2 pseudogenes are annotated in these 502 nt (G+C 76.5%); both read right to left on the reverse strand.

The features are described 5' to 3' along the window. Window positions 1-255: pseudogene (locus tag GTW40_RS07850) on the reverse strand (hypothetical protein); the annotation flags it as partial. Beyond that, window positions 252-502: pseudogene (locus GTW40_RS07855) on the reverse strand (hypothetical protein); the annotation flags it as partial. The pseudogenes GTW40_RS07850 and GTW40_RS07855, both read right to left, overlap by 4 nt.

Below are 502 nucleotides of genomic sequence, written 5' to 3' on the forward strand. Positions count from 1 at the left end.
CACGGGAATCGCGTCGACCCGCTGCTCGGCGAGCTGCCGGGCCAGTTCGCGGCGCCAGTACATCGCGGGGTGCCCGGCGCGCACGGCGGCCACGTCGTACAGCAGCAGGCCCGCGCCGCCGAGCAGGCACAGGGCGACGAGGGCGGCCGGGACGCGGCGCGCGGACCAGAAGCGGCCGCTGCCCTGCTCGGGCGGGGGTGTGGGCTGCTCGCCGGGGTCGAGGACGGGCAGCCGGTGGGTGGTGTTCTCACTCATGACGTCCTCCCGTGCGCGTCACCGGGCGTGGCCGTCGGATGCAGCCGCTCGACCTGGACGACCACCTCGGGCACCGTCATGTTGACCAGCGAATTCACCCGTTCGGTGACCCGGCGGCGTACGGCGGCGCAGCGGGCGCCGATGTCGGCCGGGTAGGCGAGTTCGAGCGAGACCCGCACGCGTGCGGTGCCGACCGGGCCGTCCTCGCCGCGCGCGGCGCCGGAGCCGTGCGGGCGGACGGCGACCG

The sequence above is a fragment of the Streptomyces sp. SID4985 genome (genome assembly GCF_009863025.1).
In the GTDB taxonomy this organism is placed as follows: domain Bacteria; phylum Actinomycetota; class Actinomycetes; order Streptomycetales; family Streptomycetaceae; genus Streptomyces.